General features: G+C 67.8%; 15 protein-coding genes and 1 pseudogene. 12 read left to right on the top strand and 4 right to left on the bottom strand.

Annotation, left to right across the window (positions count from 1 at the left end):
• Positions 1-12 precede the first annotated feature (12 nt).
• Together ACWKWX_RS16410 and yjdN are read right to left on the bottom strand one after the other, a co-directional pair.
• Positions 13-561 carry a GNAT family N-acetyltransferase gene (locus ACWKWX_RS16410; RefSeq protein WP_483828311.1) on the bottom strand — a complete coding sequence of 183 codons (549 nt, stop codon included), beginning with the start codon at positions 559-561 and terminating at the stop codon, positions 13-15.
• A gap of 111 nt (positions 562-672) precedes the next feature.
• Complete coding sequence (yjdN, locus tag ACWKWX_RS16405) at positions 673-1,101, bottom strand: VOC family metalloprotein YjdN (RefSeq protein WP_416423793.1); 429 nt, start codon at positions 1,099-1,101, stop codon at positions 673-675.
• A gap of 168 nt (positions 1,102-1,269) precedes the next feature.
• On the opposite strand from yjdN, the gene ACWKWX_RS16400 reads away from it, so the two are divergent.
• The 10 genes from ACWKWX_RS16400 (at position 1,270) to ACWKWX_RS16355 (ending at position 12,856) form a co-directional block, all read left to right on the top strand.
• Positions 1,270-2,106: an aldo/keto reductase gene (locus ACWKWX_RS16400; protein ID WP_416423792.1), complete on the top strand. Its 837-nt coding sequence runs from the start codon at positions 1,270-1,272 to the stop codon at positions 2,104-2,106.
• 41 nt (positions 2,107-2,147) lie between these two features.
• On the top strand, positions 2,148-2,816 hold the full coding sequence (locus tag ACWKWX_RS16395; protein WP_483828310.1) for a class I SAM-dependent methyltransferase: 669 nt from the start codon (positions 2,148-2,150) through the stop codon (positions 2,814-2,816).
• Positions 2,817-2,987: 171 nt separating this feature from the next.
• Positions 2,988-3,497, top strand: coding sequence for a sigma-70 family RNA polymerase sigma factor (locus ACWKWX_RS16390; RefSeq protein WP_416423790.1), 510 nt, complete (start codon positions 2,988-2,990; stop codon positions 3,495-3,497).
• A gap of 3 nt (positions 3,498-3,500) precedes the next feature.
• The gene (locus ACWKWX_RS16385; protein ID WP_473006312.1) at positions 3,501-4,451 is read left to right on the top strand and encodes a FecR domain-containing protein; all 951 of its coding nucleotides are present in this window, start codon (positions 3,501-3,503) and stop codon (positions 4,449-4,451) included.
• A 103-nt stretch (positions 4,452-4,554) separates the two neighbouring features.
• Positions 4,555-6,984, top strand: a complete 2,430-nt coding sequence (locus ACWKWX_RS16380; protein WP_483828309.1) for a TonB-dependent siderophore receptor — start codon at positions 4,555-4,557, stop codon at positions 6,982-6,984.
• Positions 6,985-7,111: 127 nt separating this feature from the next.
• A complete protein-coding gene (locus ACWKWX_RS16375) occupies positions 7,112-7,627 on the top strand; it encodes a sigma-70 family RNA polymerase sigma factor (RefSeq protein WP_416423787.1) in 516 nt (171 codons plus the stop codon).
• Positions 7,624-8,580 (top strand): FecR domain-containing protein, encoded by a 957-nt coding sequence (locus tag ACWKWX_RS16370; RefSeq protein ID WP_483828308.1) that lies wholly within the window; start codon positions 7,624-7,626, stop codon positions 8,578-8,580. The genes ACWKWX_RS16375 and ACWKWX_RS16370 overlap by 4 nt, the downstream gene beginning before the upstream one ends.
• 52 nt (positions 8,581-8,632) lie before the next feature.
• Positions 8,633-11,089, top strand: a complete 2,457-nt coding sequence (locus ACWKWX_RS16365) for a TonB-dependent siderophore receptor (protein ID WP_483828307.1) — start codon at positions 8,633-8,635, stop codon at positions 11,087-11,089.
• A gap of 347 nt (positions 11,090-11,436) precedes the next feature.
• Complete coding sequence (locus ACWKWX_RS16360; protein WP_483828306.1) at positions 11,437-12,273, top strand: helix-turn-helix domain-containing protein; 837 nt, start codon at positions 11,437-11,439, stop codon at positions 12,271-12,273.
• Between the two features lie 94 nt (positions 12,274-12,367).
• Entirely contained in the window at positions 12,368-12,856 is a 489-nt protein-coding gene (locus ACWKWX_RS16355) for a winged helix-turn-helix domain-containing protein (RefSeq protein ID WP_416423783.1), read from the top strand.
• Between the two features lie 43 nt (positions 12,857-12,899).
• On the opposite strand, the gene ACWKWX_RS16350 is transcribed toward ACWKWX_RS16355, so the two are convergent.
• On the bottom strand, positions 12,900-13,775 hold the full coding sequence (locus ACWKWX_RS16350; RefSeq protein WP_483828305.1) for a LysR substrate-binding domain-containing protein: 876 nt from the start codon (positions 13,773-13,775) through the stop codon (positions 12,900-12,902).
• Between the two features lie 145 nt (positions 13,776-13,920).
• Between ACWKWX_RS16350 and ACWKWX_RS16345 the strand changes: the two genes are divergently transcribed.
• Complete coding sequence (locus tag ACWKWX_RS16345; RefSeq protein ID WP_483828304.1) at positions 13,921-15,213, top strand: NAD(P)/FAD-dependent oxidoreductase; 1,293 nt, start codon at positions 13,921-13,923, stop codon at positions 15,211-15,213.
• A gap of 35 nt (positions 15,214-15,248) precedes the next feature.
• A pseudogene (locus tag ACWKWX_RS16340) lies at positions 15,249-16,337 on the top strand (polyamine ABC transporter substrate-binding protein).
• A gap of 158 nt (positions 16,338-16,495) precedes the next feature.
• Here ACWKWX_RS16340 and ACWKWX_RS16335 read toward each other — a convergent pair.
• Positions 16,496-16,647, bottom strand: a 152-nt coding sequence (locus tag ACWKWX_RS16335; RefSeq protein ID WP_483828440.1) for a hypothetical protein, incomplete at its 5' end; no start/stop codon positions are given.

Raw genomic sequence — 16,647 nt, 5'->3', positions numbered from 1 at the left:
CTGCGGCAGCTGCTACGGGGCCGGTGGCGGCCAGGTGGCGGCGACGGCGCCGAACAGCAGCAAGTCGTGGAACACGCCGTCCTTGAGGAACGCCTGCCTGCTGCGCCCTTCCGGCGCCAGCCCGGCCTTTTCAAGCACCCGCGCCGAGGCGCTGTTGGTGGCCAGGCAGGCGGTGTGCACGCGGTGCAATTCCAGCGTTTGAAAGGCAAACAGCATGAGGTGCCGGACCGCTTCGGTGGTGAAGCCCTGGTTGCGAAACGCCGCGCCGATCCAGTAGCCCAGGTGGCCGCTACGGTGGCGCCTGGAGGGGCGCAGGTTGATGACGCCCATCAGTTCGCCTGCGTGGGTGTGGATACCTGCCACGTAATCCTCGTCGCGTTCGGCAGCCTGCCTGGAACGCTCGATGAAGGCGTGGGCCGCCTCTACCGTGTAGGGCGAGGGCATGTTCGCGGTGAAGGCGCGCACACACGGGTCATCGGCCAACTCGGCCAGGCGGGCGGCCTGTGGTGCGCTCAAGGGTTTGAGCAGCAGCCGGGGCGTGCGCAGTGTCGGTAGGTCCATCAGTGGTGCTCCCTGCTCCTGGCGCATCGATGTCGACGTGATACGGGACATGATGCGCCATGACTGTGAACGATAGGTGGGCCCGGACGCAGCCTTCGGCAGCTGCTACGTTTACGCGGCCCCGGGCTTTTTCTCCACGTTCACCATCCACGGCACGCCAAAGCGGTCGGTCAACATGCCGAAGCCCTGCGCCCAGAACGTCTCGCCCCAGGGCATGCGCACCGTGCCGCCCTGCCCCAGCCCGTCGAACCAGGCCTTGCCCTTGGCCAGGTCGTCGGTGGCCACCGACAGCGCAAAGCCGCCGTGGGTTTTCTCGCCGGGGGTGGGGTCGTCGCTCATCATCAGTTGGGTGGTGCCGATCAGCAGGTTGGCGTGCATGATGCCGTCGGGCGGTGCGGCGGGGCAGTCGGCGCCGCTCGACGCTTGCGGCGCTTCGGCGAAGGTCATCTTGAATTGCACGGTGGCGCCCAGCACGGCGCAGTAGAAATCAATCGCTTGCTGGCAGGTGCCAGGAAAAAACAGGTAGGGTTGCACGTTCATGACGCAGCTCCCAGGCAGTGGCGGCGCGAATGCACCGCCCCGTTCAACAGCATAACCCCTGTAGCAGCGCCCGCCAGGGCGCGTCATGGCCAAGGAGGCCTGCAACTTTTCCAGTGGCCGTCCCTCGAACCCAAAGACCTTTCGTTAAAGCCCGAGCAGGAGACTGACATGCCAACCGCTCCACTGATCACCCTCAACGACGGCGCACAAATCCCCCAACTCGGCCTCGGCGTCTGGCAGCTGGATGACGACCAGGCCTACGCGTCGTCGAAGGCCGCGCTGGCCGCCGGCTATCGGCATATCGACACGGCGATGATCTACGGCAACGAAGCCGGCGTGGGCCGGGCCGTGGCCGAAAGCGAGGTGCCCCGCGAGCAGATCTTCGTCACCACCAAGCTGTGGAACGCCGACCAGGGCTTCGACCGTACCCTGCGCGCGTTCGACGCCAGCCTGGAGCGCCTGGGCCTGGAGACCCTGGACCTGTACCTGATCCACTGGGCCATCCCGAAGAAAGGTGCCTACCGCGACACCTGGAAAGCCTTCGTGCGCCTGCAGGAAGAAGGCCGGGTGCGCTCCATCGGCGTGTCCAACTTCAATGCCGAGCACCTCACCCACATCATCGATGACACCGGCGTGGTGCCGGCGGTGAACCAGATCGAGATCCACCCCGACTTCAACCAGGCCGAGCTGAGCCAGTGGTGCCGCGCCAAGGGCATCGTCACCGAGTCCTGGAGCCCGCTGGGCCAGGGCGGCGAGCTGCTGCAACTGCCGCTGTTCGCCGAGATTGCCCAGCGTCACGGCAAGACGGCCGCCCACGTGATCCTGCGCTGGCACCTGCAGCAGGGCCACGTAGTGATCCCGCGCTCGTCCAACGCCCAGCGCATTGCCGCCAACCTCGACGTGTTCGACTTCGAGCTCAGCCCGCAGGAACTGCAGGCCATCGCCCAGCTCAAGCAGACCGGACGCCTGGGGCCAGACCCGCTGACCATCGAGATGGGCCTCTGACAGCGGCGCCCAGCGCTTGCGCTCACCCAAAGGACCTTGCCATGCCCACCCCCGAAGCCGCCCTGCTGCACAGCTGGCACCACAACGCCCAGGCCTGGACCCAGGCCGTGCGCGACGGCAGCATCGAAAGCCGCCGCCAGGTCACCGACCAGGCCATCCTGCTGGCGGTGCTGGGCCGCCAGCCGGCGCGCGTGCTGGACCTGGGCTGCGGCGAGGGCTGGCTGCTGCGCGCCCTGGCGCAGCGCGGCATCGAGGCGGTGGGCGTGGACGGCGACGCCACCCTGGTGGCAGCGGCGCAGGCGGCAGGTTCGGCGCCGGTGCACCTGGCCAGCTATGCGCAGCTGGCCGAGGCGGCGGTGGACGTGGGCAGCGGCTACGACCTGGTGTGCGCCAACTTCGCCCTGCTGCACCAGGACATCATCCCGCTGCTGGCGGCGATGGGCGCTTTGCTCGTGCCTGGCGGCGCCCTGGTGATCCAGACCCTGCACCCCTGGGCCGCGGCGGCGGGTGACTACCAGGATGGCTGGCGCGAAGAAACCTTCGCCGGGTTCCAGGGCCAGTGGCAGCCCATGCCCTGGTACTTCCGCACCCTGGCCAGCTGGGTGAACGCCCTGGACATGGCCGGTTTGCGCGTGGCGTCGATACAAGAGCCGCAGCACCCGCAAAGCCCGATGCCACAGTCCCTGCTGCTGACCGCCACCATCCCGTAGCAGCGGCCCAATGGCCGCGTCCCAAACCCCGCGGCATACCTGACACGGCGTGGTTGTAGGACGCCGCCTGCGGCAGCTGCTACCTAGGGCGGCCCGATACATATTGCCAAATGCCCGTACACTGAAGAAAATGAGATTCATTTTCATATGAACTCGTCTCAGGTATGAGCCATGTCCTCCCTCGACCGCACGCAGCACCCGGCCATCCACACCCTCTACAGCGAGCACCACGGCTGGCTCTGCGGCTGGCTGCGCAAACGCCTGGGCTGTTTCGACCACGCGGCGGACCTGGCGCAAGACACCTTCATTCGCGTGCTGCTGCAACGCAAGGCGCCTGAGCTGCGCGAGCCGCGGGCGTACCTGAGCAGCATCGCCCGAAGCCTGATGGTCGATATGTTCCGCCGCCGGGCGCTGGAGCAGGCCTACCTGGAAACCCTGGCCGCACGTCCGCAAGCCGAGGACATTTCCCCGGAAACCCGGCTGCTGATCATCGAGACCCTGGTCGAAATCGACCGGTTGCTCGATGGCCTGGGCCCGCGCACCCGCGAGATTTTCCTCATGGCCCAGCTCGACGGCCTGAGCTACGTGCAGATCGGCCGCGAGCTGAAGGTCTCGGTGAACACCGTCAAGAAGCATGCGGCGCGGGCCCTGACCCACTGCCTGCTGGCGGCCGAGGACTGAGCCGTGGCCCTGGATCACGCGGTGCTTGAAGCGGCGGCACGCTGGTACGTGGAGCTGCGCTGCGACGACGCCAACGACGCCACCCGCGAGGCGCACCACCGCTGGCTTGCAGCCCACCCCGGCCACCGCCAGGCGTGGGAACGGCTGGCGCGCCTGCAGGAACGTCTTGAACGGGTAGGCCCGGGCGTGGCGCGCCCTACCCTGGCCAGCGCGCGGCTCAAGCGCCGCGAAACCCTCAAGGTGCTGGCACTGCTGCTGGCGGGCAGCGGCAGCGCCGCCCTGTCCTGGCGCCTGACACCGCTGCCCACGCTGATGGCCGACCAGCGCACCGCCACTGGCGAGCAGCGCACCCTGCAGCTGGACGACGGCAGCCAGGTGCAGCTCGACACCGCCACTGCGGTGAATATCCGCTACAGCCCCCAGCTGCGCGAGGTGCAGCTGCTGCGCGGGGAAATCCTGGTGCAGACCGCCCGCGACGCCCAGGCCCGGCCGTTCGTGGTACACACCCCGCAAGGCAGCGTCCGCGCCCTGGGCACGCGCTTCGTGGTACGCAGCGAAGGCGAGCGCACCCGCGTCTGCGTGCTGGAGCACGCCGTGCAGGTGCGCACCGCGACGCTGCTGCCGGCGGTGCGCGTGGAGGCCGGCCAGCAACTGCAGTTCGGCGCCGACCAGCTGGGCCCGGTGCAGCCGGGCAACCGCCAGGCCGACGCCTGGACCCGCGGCATGCTGGTGGCCAACGACTGGCGCCTGCAGGACCTGATCAGCGAACTGCAGCGCTACCGCAGCGGCTACCTGGGGTGCGCGCAGCAGGTCGCCCAGCTGCGTATTTCCGGGGCCTTCCACCTGGCCGACATCAACGCCGTGCTGGACAACCTCGCTGCCACCCTGCCCGTACGCATCCGCCATTTCACCCCGTACTGGGCCCGCGTGGAGCCGGCCGTCGACGCCGGATGAAAAAAAATCGCCGGGGGTGTTGTCGATTTCAATTCTCGTTCGACTTGGTAGCAGAGACGCAATAAGCGCCATCACCACTGCCACAGGGGCGAAGGGAACACACATGTCTGCACGCAAGCCAACTTTCAATCGACCGCACCTGCTCAAGCGCGCGGTGCGCCAGGGCCTCATGAGCATCACCCTGGCCACGCCGATGACGGCGCTGCTGGTGGCACCCAGCGCCTGGGCCGAGGCCACCGCGCAGCTGCGCTTCGATATTCCCGCCGGGGCGGTGAGCGCGGCCCTGGAGCAGTTCTCCAGCGCCACCGGCGTCAACATCTCCTACGACCCGCGCACCGCCCAAGGGCAACGCTCGCCCGGCCTGCACGGCACCTACGCGGTGGACGCCGGCCTGCGCCAGCTGCTGGCGGGCAGCACGCTGCAGCCGGTGCTGCTGGCCAACGGCAGTTACTCGCTGATCCCGGCGGTGGACGCCGCCGTGCAACTGACGCCCACCAGCATCTCCGGCAAGGCCATGGACGGCAGCGCCGACCCGGGCCAGGGCTACGTGGCCACGCGCAGCAGCGCCGGCACCAAGACCGACACGCCGATCATCGAGATTCCCCAGTCGATCTCGGTCATCACCCGCCAGCAGATGCAAGCCCAGGGCGCGCAGACCGTCACCGATGCCCTGCGCTACGTGCCGGGGGTGAAGGTGGAAGCCTACGGCCTGGACCCCAAGGGCTTTGACTGGCTGTATATCCGTGGCTTCAACGGCCAGGCCACCAGTGACTACCTCAACGGCCTGCGCCAGCAGAACAACAGCTATGCCTTCTTCCGCAGCGAGCCCTACGCCTATGACCGCGTGGAAGTGGCGCGCGGCCCGGCGTCCAGCCTGTTCGGCCAGGGTGACGCCGGGGGCATCGTCAACCGCGTCAGCAAGCTGCCCGAAGCCGACCACGTCAACGAGGTGCAGTTGACCGGCGGCAACAACAACCGCCTACAAGGCCAGTTCGACGTCGGCGGCGCCTTGAACGCCGACCAGAGCCTGCTGTACCGCGTGGTGGGCCTGGCCCGCGACGCCGACACCCAGGTGAAATACGCCGACGGCCACCAGGTGGAAGACGACCGCCTGTACATCGCGCCCTCCTTCACCTGGGCGCCGGACGCCGACACCAGCCTGACCGTGCTCAGCGACTTGTTGCGCGACCACAACGGCGGCTCGCTGTTTGCCTACAGCACCCCCAGCGGCCACACCACCAGCACGCTGATGGGCGACCACAGCTTCAACCACCTGGACCAGGACCAGTACACCCTGGGCTACGCGTTCCGCCACCGCTTCAACGACACCTGGGAATTCCGCCAGAACGCCCGCTACGGCCAGGTGGACCTGATCTTCCAGAACCTGCTGCCCACCGCCGTCGACCTGGCCAGCGGCACCACCTCACGCATCGCCGACCGCTTCGACCAGCACATGGACACCTTCAACCTCGACAACCAGCTGCAGGCCGACTTCAGCACCGGCCCCCTGGTGCACAAGCTGCTGATGGGCGTTGACTACGCCTGGCAGGACGCCGACATCAGCCGCTGGCGCACCCTGGCGCCGACGCTGAACATCTACAACCCGCAATACGGCCAGAGCATCGCCCGCCCCAGCGCCGCCAACAGCATCAGCTCCATTGACTACGACCAGACCATCCAGCAGGTGGGCGGCTACCTGCAGGACCAGATCAGGTTCGACGACCACTGGATACTCACCGCCGGCGGCCGTTACGACTACGTGCGCAACGACCTCGACAACCACGTCGGCGCCTCCAGCAACCAGAAGGACAACGCCTTCACCGGCCGCGTGGGCCTGACCTACCTCACCGATTTCGGCCTGGCGCCGTACGTCAGCTACGCCGAATCGTTCAACCCCAACACCGGCACCAGCAGCACCGGCAGCGCCTTCGACCCGAGCATGGCGCACCAGTGGGAAGTGGGCGTGAAATACCAGCCCAGCGACGCCCTGCTGATGACCGTGGCCGCCTACGACCTGACCAAGACCAACGTGCTGACCAACCAGTTGGTGGGCGGCGTGACCACCGGCTACTCGGTGGCCTCCGGCGAACAGCAGTCGCGCGGCCTCGAGGCCGAGGTCAAGGCGCGCCTGGACCGCAACTGGGACCTGCTGGCGTCCTACACCTACACCCACGCCGAAATCACCAAAAGCAATAACGGCGACCAGGGCAACCGCCCGGCCAACGTGCCCAGGCACATGGCCTCGGCGTGGCTGAACTACAGCTTCCACGACACCCTGCTGGACGGCCTCAGCCTGGGCGGCGGCGTGCGTTACACCGGCGCCCTGTACGGTGACAACGCCAACACCTTCCACGTCGACAACTACACCCTGTTCGACGCCGGCGCCAGCTACCCTATCAACCCGCACCTGACCTTGTCGGTGAACGCCCAGAACCTGCTGAACACCGAGTACGTGGCCACCTGCGACGACACCTATGAGTGCTACCCGGGGCTGCGCCGCACCTTGCTGACCAGCGTCAAGTACAGCTGGTAGACCGTAGCGCGGCTGGACGCGGCCTGCGGCCACAGGCCGCGTCCGGCAACACCGCGCTACTTCCCAATCGCCACATGACAGATGATAATGCGACTATTTATCAAATAGACCCCTCGCAGGATCCGCCATGCAGCGCTCCGACCACCCAGCCCTCGTCGAACAACTCTACCGCGACCACAGTGCCTGGCTGCGCGGCTGGCTGTACCAGCGCCTGAGCAACACCGCCGATGCCGCGGACCTGGCGCAGGACACCTTTGTGCGCGTGCTGCAACGGCGCCAGCTGCAACCGCTGGCGCAGCCCCGCGCCTACCTGCACACGGTGGCGCGGGGGCTGGTGATCGACCTGTGGCGGCGCCGGGACATCGAACGGGCGTGGCTGGAAACCCTGGCCGAGTTGCCACCCCAAGAGGCGCCGTCGCCGCAGACCGGCCTGCTGGTCATCGAGGCGCTGATGGCCATCGACCGCCTGCTCGACAGCCTGCGCCCCATCGTCCGCCAGGCGTTCCTGCTGGCCCAGCTGGACGGCTTGAAATGCCCCGCCATCGCCCGCGAGCTGGGCGTCTCGGTACCCAGCGTGGAGCGCTACATCGCCCAGGCGCTGCGCCAGTGCTACGCCGCCACCTTCGGCGGTGACCTGCCATGAACCGCACGCCCGGGCACATTCCGGCGGCAGTGCTCGACGCCGCCATCGACTGGTCGCTGAAGGTCACCTTCAACACCCCGGACGCCGCGGCGCGGCAGGCGTTCGAGCACTGGCTGGCGGCGGATGAACTGCACCGCAGCGCCTGGCAGCGCATCCAAGGCCTGCATGGCCAATTCACCGCGCTGCCGGCGCAGGCCGCACGCGCCACCCTGAACAAACTGCCCGACACCCGCCTGCAGCGGCGCCAGCTGCTCAAGTTCGTGGTGCTGGCCGCAGGCGTGGGCGCCACGGGCTGGACCGCGGAGCGCCAGGCGCCCTGGCAGCGGCTGGTCGCCGACTACAGCACGCGCACCGGCGAGCACCGGCGCTGGACCTTGCCCGACGGCAGCGTGCTGGACCTGAACACCGACAGCGCTGCCAGCCTGGCCGTGAACGACGCGCACCGGCTGACCCTGCTGCGCGGTGAACTGGCCCTGGCCACGGCCCATGGCAACCCGCAGCCGTGGCGCCTGGAAACACCGGACTGCGAAGTGGCAGCCACTGATGCCCGCTTCGAAGCGCGGCTGATGGCCGACGGCACCTGCGTCACGGTCGCCCAGGGCCAGGTCAGGGTGACGGCCAGGGCCACCGGGACGCCCCTCACCCTGGCCGCCGGCGAACAATGGCTGGTGAGCAAGGCCGGCGCCCGGCCGCTGCCTGCCCCTGGCGCGGAACTCGGCGCCTGGCGCGACGGCATGTTGATCGCCCGCGGCCTGCCGCTGTCCCAGGTGCTGGCCGAGCTGGGCCGCTATCGCGTCGGCTACCTGGGCTGGGACGCCACGCTTGCCAGCGCGCCGGTGAGCGGCAATTTCAGCACTGTGAACCCGGAGCAATCGGTGGCGCTGATCGCCCGGGCGTACGGCTGGCGGGTGCGCCAGGTCACCCGCTACTGGCTGCGCGTGAGCGCCGCTTGAAAAAAACCTCGCTCAGGTTGATGGGGTTTGGCGACTGGGACGGCATAGCTACATGAACGCCCCATTCCTTCCCTTCGAGATTCCCGACGTGACCCAGCGCGCCACCCTTTCGCTTCGCCCCCGCCTGCTCAACCTGGCGCTGCGCCGCGCCCTGCTGTGCGGCAGCCTCTGCGCGCCCCTGGCCCAGGCCGCCGACCCGCTGCAGATCGACATCCAGGCCGGCAGCCTGGACAGTGCCCTGACCCAGCTGAGCCGTAGCCTGGGCGTCAACATCATCGTTGACCCACAGTTGCTGGCCGGCAAGCGCAGCGCCGGCCTGCACGGGCGCTTCACCGCCGACCAGGCGCTGCAGCAGTTGCTGGCCGCCAGCAGCCTGGACGTGGTGAAGCAGCCCGACGGCTTCGTGCTGGTGCCGGCGGCACCGGCCAGCACCGCGCTGGACCTGACGCCCACCGAAATCACCAGCAACCAGCTGGGCAACATCACCGAGGGCACCGGCTCCTACACCCCGGGCCTGCTCGGCACTGCCACCCGCCTGGTGCTCAGCCCCCGGCAGACCCCGCAGTCGGTGACGGTGGTGACGCGCCAGCACATGGACGACTTCGCCCTGGACAACGTCGACGACGTGATGCGCCACACACCCGGCATCACCGTGTCGGCGTACGACAGCGACCGCTCGAACTACTACGTCCGCGGTTTCTCCATCAACAATTTCCAGTACGACGGCATTCCCTCGGCAGTGCGCAACGTCGGCTATTCGGCAGGCAACACCCTCAGCGACATGGCCATCTACGACCGCATCGAAGTGCTCAAGGGCTCGCCCGGCCTGCTGGTGGGCGCCGGCTCGCTGGGCGGGACCATCAACCTGATCCGCAAGAAACCCACCGCCGATTTCCAGGGCCACGTGAGCCTGGGCGCCGGCTCGTGGGACAATTACCGCAGCGAGGTCGACGTCAGTGGCCCGCTCACCCCCACCGGCAACGTCCGTGGCCGCGCCGTCGCCGCCTTCCAGGACAAGCAGTCGTTCATGGACCGCTACAGCAGCAAGGCCGAGGTGTACTACGGCATCCTCGAATTCGACCTGTCGCCCGACACCCTGCTGACCGTGGGCGGCGACTACCAGGACAACACCCCGCGCGGTTCCACCTGGTCGGGCAGCTTCCCGCTGATCAACGCCCAGGGCGAGCGCAACAGCGTCAAGCGCTCGTTCAGCAACGCCGCCGACTGGAGCAGCTGGCGCCAGTACACGCGCACGCTGTTCGCCACCGTCGAACATCAGCTGGGCGATGGCTGGGTGAGCAAGCTGCAGCTGGACCACAAGCTCAACGGCTACGACGCGCAGATGGGCACTATCCAGGGCAACACCCCGGCCGCTGACGGCACCGCCCGCATCACCGCCCAGCGCTACCGCGGCGACACCACCAGCGACGCCGCCGATGCCTATGTCAGCGGCCCGTTCAACCTGTTCGGCCGCGAGCACGAGGTGGTGCTGGGCGGCTCCATCAGCAAGGCCGACTGGGATGGCAAGGGCTACTGGGAAGTGACCTTCCCCAGCGGCAACCAGCTGGACTTCTACAATTGGCACGGCAACGTCGACAAACCCTACTGGGGCACGGCGCAGCAGGTGAATGACGACGTGATTCGCCAGACCGGGGTGTACCTGGCCACGCGCCTGGCGGTCACCGACGACCTGCATTTCATCCTCGGCGGGCGGCTGGTGAACTACACCCTCACCGGCACCACCGACACCTACCGCGAGAGTGGCCGGGTCATCCCATATGCGGGCGCCGTCTACGACCTGACGAAGCAGTTCTCGGTGTACGCCAGCTACACCGACATCTTCATCCCGCAGGACTATTACAACCTCGACCGCAACGGCAAGCTGCTCGACCCCGACGAAGGCGAGAACTACGAGACCGGCATCAAGGGAGAATTCTTCGACGGCCGCCTGAACGCCAGCCTGGCGTATTTCCAGGTGAAGGAAAGCAACCGCCCGGTCTCGGACGACGCCTACAACAACCAGAGCCCGACGCCGCCCAACTACGCCTTCAAGGGCACCGACGCGCAGACCAAGGGCTTCGAGGCAGAGGTGTCCGGGCAACTGGCCAAGGGCTGGCAGCTGCAGGCCGGCTTCACCCACAAGGTAGTGCGCGACGACGGCAACGAGAAAATCTCCACCTTCGAGCCCGAGAACCAGCTCACCCTGTACACCACCTACAACCTGCCGGGTGCACTCAGCCAATGGACCGTGGGCGGTGGCGGCCGCTGGCAGAGCCGGGCCTGGCAAGCGATCTGGAACTCGCCCCATGACGAGTATGAAACCTTCGAGCAGAAGGCCTATTGGGTGGCGGACCTGATGACCAAATACCAGATCACCCCGCAGTTGTCGGCCACGGTGAACCTCAACAACCTGTTCGACAAGTACTACTACACCAACATCGGCTTCTATAACTCGGCCGTGTACGGTGAACCGCGCAACCTGATGGTGACCACCCGCTGGGACTTTTGACCGCAGTGCCCCCGGACGCAGCCTGCGGCAGCTGCTACGCGGGTGGGGTGTTGCGTCACGAACGCCGGATTTCGCGTAGCAGCGGCCGCAGGCCGCGTCACGGACGCCGGATTTTGCGTAGCAGCGGCCACGGGCCGCGTCACGGACGCCAGATTTTGCGTAGCAGCGGCCACAGGCCGCGTCACGGACGCCGGATTTTGCGTAGCAGCGGCCACAGGCCGCGTCATGGACGCCGGGTTTTGTCAGGTACAGCGCGGCGTTCTCGGACGCAGCCTGCGGCAGCTGCTACGCGGGTGGGGTGTTGTGGTTTACACTGCGGCGGCCTGCGCATACAAGGAGTCAGCTTCATGGCCTACCTGTCACCCAAGCTTGGCGGCGCGTCCACCGGGGTGTTCTGCCTGGAGACCAGCGACACCAGCGGCTACACCGTCGACTGGCACGCCCATGACGGTGACATGCTGCTGTTGCCGCGCCTGGGCGGTCTGCTGCTGGCCACCGAAAGCAACCCGCAGGCCTACCTGTCGAACCAGTCGTTCTCCTTCGTACCCGCCGGCTTCGCCCACGCCACCCAGGCGGCGCCGGGCCGGGAAAAACACATGACGCTGTACGTCGACCCCAGCTACGTGCGGCACCAGGGCCAGGCCTGCGGCTACCGCGGCTTCACCCGGCAGCTTGACCGCTCCGGGGTGTGGCCGGCCAGCCCGGCGCTGGAGAATATCCTGCGCCTGCACGACCAACTGCAGCACGGCACGTCGCCCCAGGCCTTCGCGCAGCAGTTGCCGCACCTCAACCAGCTGCTGTTCACCGAGTGCGCCCGGCTCATTGCCAGCCAGCCGGCGCACGCCCGGCCCCGCGACCACCAGCAACAGGCCCTGCTGGTGCAGGACATCCAGCGCTACGTGCGGGAAAACCTCGACCGGGACCTGTCGGTGGACGCCATCGGCCATGAGTTTCACCTGTCCCGGCGCCAGCTGACGCGCGTCTTCAAGGCCGTCAGCGAGCAGACCCTGGTGGAGTTCATCAATCGTGCGCGGGTGGAAAGCGCCGCCCGCCTGCTATCGGGCACCTCGCTGTCGATCCTCGACGTCAGCCTGGCGGTGGGGCTGCAGTCGCCCTCCTACCTGGCCCGGCTGTTCCAGCGTTTGCTGGGCGTAGCACCCAGCGAGCTGCGCCGCCCCGCCTGAGGCCCAAACGGGCGCGCCCATGGCCCGGTCGGGCGCATGCCGGCGCCCGGCCTTGGGCACACTGGCGGCGGGCAACGAACTCCGGGGAACGACCATGATTCGCGTGGGTGAAGCAACTGTCTGCATCGAGCGGCGTGAGGCCTTTGTGGCGGGCATGCCGGTGGCCCTGGGCAGCCGCGCCTTCGATGTGCTGGAAACGCTGATCGCCAGCCCCAACCAGCTGGTCAGCAAACAGGCGCTGCTGGACGCCGCCTGGCCCGACCTGTGTGTCGAGGAAAACAACCTCGCCGTGCAGGTCAATGCCCTGCGCCGCCACCTGAAGCTTGACCGCACCACCCTGCAGACCCTGCCCGGCAAGGGCTACCGCCTGCACATCAGGCCGGTTCCGGGCTGCGCGGCGCTCACCACTGACCGCGGCGTACTGGAAATCGAGTATGTGGAGTCGGTGGGCCTGGTCAGCCGCGTGCGCGGCAAGGAGGCGATCCGCGCCTTCCTGGGGGCGTTGTTGAGCAAGGTGCCGGAGTTCGAGGCGCACAACGTACGCTTCCAGATCGACCTGCCAGAGCACCTGCACCCTGAATAACCACACCGGCCGCGTCGGGGCCGGACGCCGCCTGCGGCAGCTGCTACCGGGTGGCCTGGGCCTGGAACCACTGCATCACCTGCGCGCAGGCCGGGTGGCTGGCGGCCGCGGGCTGCGGGCACAGGGCGTAGACGCCGCCGGTGCGCAGCGCCGGGCCGAACGGCACCACCAACACCCCGCGGTCCAGGGACTCCTGGGCCAGGGTCTGGTCGGTGACGGCCACGCCCAGGCCGCGGGCGGCGGCGTCCAGCGCCAGTTCGTCGAGGTTGAAGGGAATGTGCCGGTAGTCGGCCAGCGGCCGTTTGCCGTGGGCCGCCAGCCAGTCGCGCCAGGCCTGGCGATCGGCCGAGCGGTGCAGCAGGGGGAAGCGCAGCAGGTCGTCCAGCCCTGACAACGGCCCCAGCCCCGGCGCGCACACCGGTATCAGCGCTTCCTCGAACAGGGTCAGGCAGGCCGGGTCGGCGGGCGCCTGTGGCAGGTACAGAATGAACGCATCGCTGTCGCTGGACGGCTCCACCACCTCGGTGGCCACGGTTTCGATGGCCAGCGCTACCTCGGGGTGGCGCAGGTAGAAATCGCTGAGCTTGGGCAGCAGCCAGCGCACCGCCAGCGACACGTGCATGCGAATCCGAAACGGCCGCTTCTGCGGTGCCAGGCGTTCATGCAGCGCCTTCAACTGCGCCAGGATCTGCCGCGCGCTGGCCAGCACCTGCTCGCCCTCCGGCGTCACCTGCAGCCCACGGCTGTTGCGCAACAGCAGCGGCACGCCGAAATGGCTTTCCAGCTGCTGCACCTTGCGGCTCACCGCGCTCTGGGTCAGGCACAGGGCGTTGGCCGCCAGGGTGAAGCTGCCGCTGTCCGCCACTTCCACCAGCGCTTGCAGGCCTTGCAGCGACGGCACATGCCGATTGTTATCCATGCGTTTTCCGAATAGACGAATGCGAATTTAACGTTGGCCGCAGCCCGCGCCACCTCATAAATTGTAGCCACGACGGCCCACCACCGAAAGCCATCATGCCTATTTCGCATGCGTGGCCGGGGCCCGCACCTTATCGAGGCAAACCATGAACAATCACTGTGGCTGGATAGCGCTGGCAGGCACCGCCGCCCCGCGGGCCCCCCTGCACGGCAACCAGCAGGCCGACTTCCTGATCATCGGCGCCGGCATCACCGGCCTCAGCGCCGCCCATGCGCTGGCCGAAGCGCACCCCCAGGCGCGCATCGTCGTGCTCGACCGGCAACGCGCCGCCCAAGGCGCCTCGGCACGCAATTCCGGGTTCGCCGTGGCCCACGAGCACCCCGGGGCCCTTGAGCTGATCGGCCAGCCGGGGTTTGCCGGCTACCAGGCCGACACCGCCATTTCCCGCGCGGCCAACGATGCATTGCGTCAGCGCCTGGCGCGGCTGGCAATCGACTGCGAGTTCCGCGACGACGGCTACCTGTTTGCGGTCAACGACCCGGCCAAGCTCACCGACATCGACGCCACCCTGGCCACCCTGCGCGCCGTGGGTGCCCAGGCCCGCTTCCTGCAAGGCGCGGCGTTGCAGCAGCGCCTGGGCACCGGCCATTACCAGGCGGCCATCGAGTGCACGGGCGGCAATGCCCTGCTGCAGCCGGCGAAATACGTGCGCGGCCTGCTCGACACCCTGCCCGCCTCGGTCACGGTGCACGAACACACCGCGGTCACCGCCCTCGAACGGCTGGCCAGTGGTGGGTTACGTGCGGTTGCCGCACACGGCAGCGTCACGGCGCCACGGGTGCTGGTGTGCCTGAACGCCTTCATCGCCCGCAGCGGCCTGGACGCCAGCGCCACCTTCCCCATGGAACTCAGCGCCAGCCTCACCCGCCCCCTGAGCGAGCAGGAACTAGGCGACGTCACGCCCTGGGGCGTGCTGTCCACCCGCCCGCTGGGCGCCACCGTGCGGCTGACCCCGGACCGCCGGGTGATGATCCGCAACACCGCCGAATACCGCGGCACCGACCTCTCCGACGCGCAGCTGCTGCAGCGCCGCCAGCACCACTTGCAAGGCCTGCAACGGCGCTTCCCGTGGCTGACGGCCGAGGACATTCGCTACACCTGGACCGGCCACCTCAGCGCCTCGCGCTCGGGCCAGCCGTACTTCGCCGAGGTGGAACGCGGCCTGTACGCGGTGGCCGGCTGCAACGGCTCGGGCGTGGCCCGTGGCACCCTGTGGGGCCAGCTGCTGGCGGAACTGGCCAGCGACCAGCGCTCGCCACTGCTGGACGCCGTGCTCGACCGCGCCCGCCCCGGCTGGCTGCCGCCCAAGCCGCTGCTGGACATCGGCGCCTGGCTGCGCATGCGCGTGGAAACCGTGCGCGCCCGCAGCGAAATCTGAACAACAATAACCTCAACCCCGACAGGTCCTGGAACATGCGCGCACTCACGCTTTGCACCGCCACCCTGCTGTCCACCTTCGCCTTGGCCGCCCACGCCGACGAGCAGGTGAGCATCTCCAACTGGAACGGCTACATCGCCGACGACACCCTGGTGAACTTCACCCAGGCCACCGGCATCAAGGCCACCTACGACCTGCACGACAGCAACGAGGTGCTGGAGTCGAAACTGATGACCGGCAACTCCGGCTACGACGTGGTCAGCCCGTCCAACCACTTCCTCTCGCGGCTGATCAAGGCCGGCGCCATCCAGAAGCTGGACAAGAGCCAGCTGCCCAACTGGCAGCACCTGGACCCGGTGCTGATGAAGAAACTGGAGACCAACGACCCCGGCAACCAGTACGGCTTCCCCTACATGTGGGGCACCGCCGGCATCGGCTACAACGTCGAGAAGATCAAGGCGATCTTCGGCAACACCGACGTCACCCAGTCGTGGAGCCTGTTCTTCGACGAAGCCAACATCAAGAAGCTCAGCCAGTGCGGCGTGGCGATCATCGACAACCCCACCCAGGTGCTGCCCATCACCCTCAACTACCTGGGCCTGCCGCATCACAGCCATGAGCCCGCCGACTACCAGCAGGCCGAGGCGGCGCTGCTGAAGATTCGCCCGTACATCCAATACTTCCACGCCTCCAAGTACGTCAGCGACCTGGCCAACGGCAACATCTGCGCGGTGATCGGCTTCAACGGCGACATCGTCCAGGCCGCCGCCAGCGCCAAGGAAGCCCACAACGGCATCAACATCGCCTATTCGATTCCGAAAGAGGGCTCGACCCTGTGGATGGACATGGTGGTGATGCCCAAGGCCGCGCCCCACGAAAAGAACGCCTACGCCTACATGAACTACCTGCTCACACCCTAGGTAATTGCCAACATCAGCAACAGCATCCACTACGCCAACCCCAACAGTGGCGCTGAGGCCTACCTGACGCCTGCGGTGAAGAACGACCCGGCTATCTACCCGCCCAAGGACGTGCTGGACCGGGTGTTCATCGTCGAGGACCTGCCGCCGGCCATCGCCCGCCTGACCACGCGCTTGTGGACCAAGCTCAAGACCAACACCTGACCCCGTCGTCCGCGTAACGCCCGGACGCAGCCTGCGGCAGCTGCTACGCGAGGTCCGTCGTAGCAGCGGCCGCAGGCCGCGTCCAAACACCCCGCGCATCCCCAGGCACACCGCGCAACGGCCGGACGCGGCCTAACGGCCGCTGCTACGGGTGGTGTTCATACCGGCCGGGGCATCAGGAACCGCGCCAACGCCGGCAACAGCCACAGCGCACCAAACATGTTCCACAGCAACATGAACGTCAGCATCAGGCCCATGTCGGCCTGGAACTTGATGGCCGAGAAGATCCAGGTGCACACGCCGATCGCCA

Source organism: Pseudomonas imperatae (assembly GCF_057128625.1).
This window is presented reverse-complemented; position numbering and strand designations above follow the sequence as displayed.

What these genes read in the sequence shown, in the direction of transcription:
- ACWKWX_RS16410 (WP_483828311.1), bottom strand. Translation starts at nt 561, where the DNA reads ATGGACCTACCGACACTGCGCACGCCCCGGCTGCTGCTCAAACCCTTG.
- yjdN (WP_416423793.1), bottom strand. Translation starts at nt 1,101, where the DNA reads ATGAACGTGCAACCCTACCTGTTTTTTCCTGGCACCTGCCAGCAAGCG.
- ACWKWX_RS16400 (WP_416423792.1), top strand. Translation starts at nt 1,270, where the DNA reads ATGCCAACCGCTCCACTGATCACCCTCAACGACGGCGCACAAATCCCC.
- ACWKWX_RS16395 (WP_483828310.1), top strand. Translation starts at nt 2,148, where the DNA reads ATGCCCACCCCCGAAGCCGCCCTGCTGCACAGCTGGCACCACAACGCC.
- ACWKWX_RS16390 (WP_416423790.1), top strand. Translation starts at nt 2,988, where the DNA reads ATGTCCTCCCTCGACCGCACGCAGCACCCGGCCATCCACACCCTCTAC.
- ACWKWX_RS16380 (WP_483828309.1), top strand. Translation starts at nt 4,555, where the DNA reads ATGTCTGCACGCAAGCCAACTTTCAATCGACCGCACCTGCTCAAGCGC.
- ACWKWX_RS16375 (WP_416423787.1), top strand. Translation starts at nt 7,112, where the DNA reads ATGCAGCGCTCCGACCACCCAGCCCTCGTCGAACAACTCTACCGCGAC.
- ACWKWX_RS16370 (WP_483828308.1), top strand. Translation starts at nt 7,624, where the DNA reads ATGAACCGCACGCCCGGGCACATTCCGGCGGCAGTGCTCGACGCCGCC.
- ACWKWX_RS16365 (WP_483828307.1), top strand. Translation starts at nt 8,633, where the DNA reads ATGAACGCCCCATTCCTTCCCTTCGAGATTCCCGACGTGACCCAGCGC.
- ACWKWX_RS16360 (WP_483828306.1), top strand. Translation starts at nt 11,437, where the DNA reads ATGGCCTACCTGTCACCCAAGCTTGGCGGCGCGTCCACCGGGGTGTTC.
- ACWKWX_RS16355 (WP_416423783.1), top strand. Translation starts at nt 12,368, where the DNA reads ATGATTCGCGTGGGTGAAGCAACTGTCTGCATCGAGCGGCGTGAGGCC.
- ACWKWX_RS16350 (WP_483828305.1), bottom strand. Translation starts at nt 13,775, where the DNA reads ATGGATAACAATCGGCATGTGCCGTCGCTGCAAGGCCTGCAAGCGCTG.
- ACWKWX_RS16345 (WP_483828304.1), top strand. Translation starts at nt 13,921, where the DNA reads ATGAACAATCACTGTGGCTGGATAGCGCTGGCAGGCACCGCCGCCCCG.